Annotated in this window: 4 protein-coding genes; all 4 read left to right on the top strand. The window is 74.0% G+C overall.

Features of this window, described 5'->3' with window-relative positions; genetic code table 11:
* On the top strand, nucleotides 1-925 hold a 925-nt coding region (locus F6X68_RS30635; protein WP_151457509.1), incomplete at its 5' end, for an ABC transporter ATP-binding protein.
* A 97-nt stretch (nucleotides 926-1,022) separates the two neighbouring features.
* Nucleotides 1,023-3,314, top strand: coding sequence for an accessory Sec system translocase SecA2 (gene secA2 / locus F6X68_RS30640; protein ID WP_151457510.1), 2,292 nt, complete (start codon nucleotides 1,023-1,025; stop codon nucleotides 3,312-3,314).
* Nucleotides 3,315-3,497: 183 nt separating this feature from the next.
* The gene (locus F6X68_RS30645) at nucleotides 3,498-4,238 is read left to right on the top strand and encodes a GAF and ANTAR domain-containing protein (protein ID WP_151457511.1); all 741 of its coding nucleotides are present in this window, start codon (nucleotides 3,498-3,500) and stop codon (nucleotides 4,236-4,238) included.
* 166 nt (nucleotides 4,239-4,404) lie between these two features.
* Nucleotides 4,405-4,890 (top strand): DUF2231 domain-containing protein (locus tag F6X68_RS30650; protein ID WP_151457512.1); only part of this gene is annotated, 486 nt, incomplete at its 3' end.

A 4,890-nucleotide genomic window follows, 5' to 3' on the forward strand; every position in this document is an offset into this window, starting at 1 on the left:
CGGCGACCTGGTCGCCTTCATCATGTTCCTGTTCTTCCTGGTCCTTCCGCTCGGGCAGGCGGTGCACGCCTACACCCAGTTGCAGACCGGGCTGGGTGCGCTCCAGCGCATCGAGGAGATGCTCGCCGTGCCGGTCGAGGGGGCCGCGGACCGGCCCGCGTCCGTCCCGGCCCGGGCGCTGCCCGGCGGGGCCCCGGCGTCCGTAGAGTTCGACCGGGTGGGCTTCGGCTACCCCGGCGGCCCGCCGGTGCTGCACGAGGTGAGCTTCACCGTGCCGGCCGGCACCCGCACCGCCCTGGTCGGCCCGTCGGGCGCCGGGAAGTCGACGCTGCTGGCGCTGGTCGAGCGCTTCTACGAGGTCACCGAGGGCGCGCTGCGCATCGACGGGGTCGACGTGCGGGACCTGCCCCGCGACGCGCTGCGCGCCCGGATCGGCTACGTCGAGCAGTCCGCGCCCGTGCTGGCCGGCACGCTGCGGGAGAACCTCCTGATCAGCGCGCCGGAGGCCACCGAGGCCCGGCTGCGCGCGGTGCTCGACGAGGTCAACCTCGGCCACCTCGCCGAGCGCGCTCCCGAGGGGTTGGACGTGCAGGTGGGCGAGGGCGGGGTGCTGCTCTCCGGCGGCGAGCGGCAGCGGCTGGCGATCGCCCGCGCCCTGCTGGCCGGACCGCCGGTGCTGCTGCTCGACGAGCCGACCAGCAACCTCGACGCCCGCAACGAGGCCGCGCTGCGCCGGGCCATCGACGCGGTCGCCGCCCGGCGCACCCTGCTGATCGTGGCGCACCGCCTCTCCACCGTCGTCGACGCCGACCAGATCGTGGTGCTCGACGGCGGCCGGGTGGCGGCCACCGGCACCCACGACGAGCTGACCGGGACCAGCCCGCTCTACCGTGAGCTGGCCACGCACCAGCTCCTGGTGAGCTGAGCGGTCCACGACCGCGACCCGCCCGGCGACGACACCCGCGCGGCGGCGCGCCGGGCGGGCCGCCAACGCGGGCTCCGGTCGCGTACCGTTGCCGCTCATGGGTGTGTCGCAACGCTTGAAGACCAGGTTCCGCCGGTTCCTCCAGCGCCCGGGGACGACGGTCGACCTGGGGCCGCTGGAGAAGCTGCTGCCGGCCGTCGAGGCGCGCGAGGACGAGCTGTCGGCGCTCGACGACGCCGAGCTGACCGAGGCCGCCGGCAAGGCCACGGGCTACGAGGAGATCTGCGCGATCGGCCGCGAGGCCGCCCGCCGCGGCCTCGACCAGCGGCCGTACGACGTGCAGCTGCTGGGCGCGATGGCGCTGCTCTCGGGCAAGGTCGCCGAGATGGCCACCGGTGAGGGCAAGACGCTCACCGCGACCATCGCCGCCTACGGGCACGTCCGGCTGGGCAACGGCCCGGTGCACGTGCTCACCGTCAACGACTACCTGGCCCGGCGCGACGCCCTCTGGATGGAGCCGGTCTACAAGCTGCTCGGCCTGAGCGTCGGCTGGGTCAACGAGGCGTCCACCCCGCAGGAGCGGCGCGACGCGTACGCCTGCGACGTCACCTACGTCTCGGTCAGCGAGGCCGGCTTCGACTACCTGCGCGACCAGCTCGTCACGGACGTGGAGGACCGGGTGCAGCCGCCGCTGCGCACGGCGATCGTCGACGAGGCCGACTCGATCCTCATCGACGAGGCCCGGGTGCCGATGGTCCTCGCCGGCTCGGTCGCCGGCGAGCAGGACCCGGTGCACGCCGCCGCCGCGCAGGTGCGGGGCCTGCGCAAGGGCAAGCACTACACGGTGGCCGAGGACGGCCGCAGTGTCGCCTTCACCGCCGCCGGCCTGGCCGCCGTCGAGGCCAAGCTCGGCATCGACCTGTACGACGAGGAGCACGTCGCGCAGCTGTCCGCCGTGAACGTGGCGCTGCACGCGCACGCCCTGCTGCACCGCGACGTCGACTACATCGTCCGCGACGGCTCCGTCGAGCTGATCGACGAGATGCGGGGCCGGGTCGCCCAGCGCCGCCGGTGGCCGGACGGGCTCCAGGCGGCCGTGGAGGCCAAGGAGGGCCTCGACGCCACCGCCGAGGGCGAGGTGCTCGGCACGATCGCCGTGCAGGCGTACATCGCGCTCTACCCCAAGGTGTGCGGCATGACGGCGACCGCGGTGCTGGTCGGCGACCAGCTCCGCGAGTTCTTCGGCCTCGAGGTGGCGGTGATCCCGCCGAACACCCCGTGCGTGCGCGAGGACGAGACGGACCGCATCTACGCCACCCGGGCCGAGAAGGAGGAGGCGCTGGTCGACGAGATCAAGCGCCACCACGAGCGCGGGCGGCCGGTGCTGGTCGGCACCCTGGACGTGAAGGAGTCCGAGGGGCTGGCGGCCGGCCTGAACGCCATCGGGGTGCCCTGCGTGGTGCTCAACGCGAAGAACGACGACGAGGAGGCGACGATCATCGCCGAGGCCGGCGCGTACGGCGCGGTGACCGTCTCCACCCAGATGGCCGGCCGGGGCGTCGACATCCGCCTCGGCGGCAGTGACCAGACCGACCGGGACCGGGTCGCCGAGCTGGGCGGCCTCTACGTCATCGGCAGCGGCCGGCACGACAGCCGGCGCGTCGACGACCAGCTGCGCGGCCGGGCCGGGCGGCAGGGCGACCCGGGCGGATCGGTCTTCTTCGTCAGCCTGGAGGACGACCTGGTCGCCCGGCACGCCGGCGACGCCGTTCCCGCCTCGCCCCGGATGAACGCCGACGGCCTGGTCACCGACGACCAGGTCGAGTACGCCGTCGAGCACGCCCAGCGGGTCGCCGAGGGCGTCAACCACGAGATCCACCGCAACACCTGGCGCTACAGCGTCGTCATCGAGCAGCAGCGCAAGGCCCTCGCGGAGCGCCGGGAACGGCTACTGACCAGCGACGTCGCGGCGCTGATGCTGCTGGACCGGGTGCCGGAGAAGGCCGGCGAGATGGACGAGGACCTGCTCGCCCGGGTCGCCCGCTCGATCGCCCTCTACCACCTCGACCGGCTCTGGACGGACCACCTCGCGGAGCTCTCCGAGGTGCGCGAGGGTGTGCACCTGCGCGCCCTGGGTCGGCTCGACCCGCTGGACGAGTTCCACCGGGCGGCCGTGCCGGCGTTCAACAACCTGATCCCGGAGATCGAGCGGCGGACGATCGAGACCTTCGAGGAGACCGAGTTCACCGACGACTGGGAGCCGGACGAGGCGAAGCTGGTGCGGCCGAGCGCGACCTGGACGTACCTCGTGCACGACAACCCGTTCGGCTCGGAGCTGGACCGGTTGATCGCCTCGGTGGGGCGGCGGCTCAGCTCCGCGTCGCGCTGACGCTCCGGGCCCCTTCCAGCGCCTTCGGGCACCGGAAGGGGCCCCTTTTGCGCCGTTTCGATCCCGGTTTGCGAGGGTAGTAGGCCGGGTCCGAGGAGTCGGGAGAGACCAGACGATGGAACACGTGACGGCGCCGGTCGGCCGTGCGGAAGCACGCCCCGGGACGGTGGGGGCTGTGGAGCGGTGAACCTGGAGATGTGGGACCCGGCGGTGGAGCGGCTCGGTGTCCTGGAGACCGCCGCCCTGCTGCGCGAGCTGACGGCCGCGCTGATAGCGGTCGAGGACTTCGACGAGGCGCTGGACGCGCTGGTGCGTACCGCCCGCGAGGCGGTGGCCGGCGTGAGCTGGTGCGGCTTCACCGCGCTGCGCGCCGGCGAACCGGCCGGGGTGGCGGCCTCCGACGCGCGCCTGGCGGGGCTGGACGACCTGCGGCACGGCCCCGACTCGCCCGCGATGGACGCGATCCGGCGGCGGGAGATGATCCTCTCCGACCGGCTGGACCGCGAGGTGCGCTGGCCGTCCTGGACGCCGCGGGCCCGGGAGCTGGGCGTGCACGGGGTGATCTCCGCGCCGGTCGACGTCGACGAACAGGTGATCGGGGCGATCAACCTGTACGCCGGCCCCGACGACCTGCTCACCCCGGGGCACCAGCTCACCGCGATGCTGCTCGCCGAGCACGCCGGGCTGCTCCTCGCGGCGGTCCGCGACCGGGCGCGCAAGGCGGCCGAGGCCGGGGAACTGGAGCCCTCGGTGCTGGGCGACGGGGTGATCGGCCAGGCGATCGGCGTGATCATGACCCAGCGCGGCTGCGCGGCCGGCGAGGCGCTCGACGTGCTGCGCAGCGCGGCGTCGTCGCTGGACATCCCGCTGCGGGAGGTGGCCGACCGGCTGGTCGCCACCGTGTCGCGCCCCCGGGACAACTGAACCCGCCAGCCGGCCGGTGCTGCGGTGACGCCGCGGGCCCTCCGTGGCCGGCGTGACCATCGGGACCTGCGTGACGCTGGTGGCCGGCGGGCCGCGTGTCGTTTCGGCGTACGGGCGCCCGGGTAGCACCCTGGACTGGTGACGTGTGCCTACCTGGGGAGGAACCATGCAGAGCCGGCTGCGGGTGCAGGGGCACCCGATCCAACCGATGCTGGTGACGTTCCCGTTCGGGCTCTTCGTGAGCGCGACCGTGTTCGACCTGACCGACGTGCTCGGCGGGCCGGCCTTCCTCGGTGAGGTGGGCTACTGGACGTCCGTGGCCGCCCTGGTCGCCGCCGCGCTGACCGCCGTGGCCGGCATGATCGACCTGTGGGACGTGCCGGTCGACCGGACCCGGCGCACGGCGGTCACCTTCAACCTGGTGAACGTGGCGATGGCCGCGCTGTTCCTGATCTCCTGCCTAGTCCGCGCGGACGCGCCGCAGCGGGGCGCCTCTGTCGTGCTGCTGCTCACCGAGCTGGTGGCCCTGGGCATCGGCGCCGTCGGCGTCGCGCTGGGCGCCCGGCTGGTGCGCCGCTTCGACGCCGGTCGCCGGGCCGAGCCCACCACCTTCGACGCGCTCTCCAGCGCCTCCGACTCCACCGTCGACCTG

Origin of the sequence: Micromonospora sp. AMSO12t (genome assembly GCF_008806585.1) — a bacterium.
In the GTDB taxonomy this organism is placed as follows: domain Bacteria; phylum Actinomycetota; class Actinomycetes; order Mycobacteriales; family Micromonosporaceae; genus Micromonospora; species Micromonospora reichwaldensis.

Coding starts and splice junctions, on each gene's coding strand:
- secA2 (WP_151457510.1), top strand. CDS start 1,023: ATGGGTGTGTCGCAACGCTTGAAGACCAGGTTCCGCCGGTTCCTCCAG.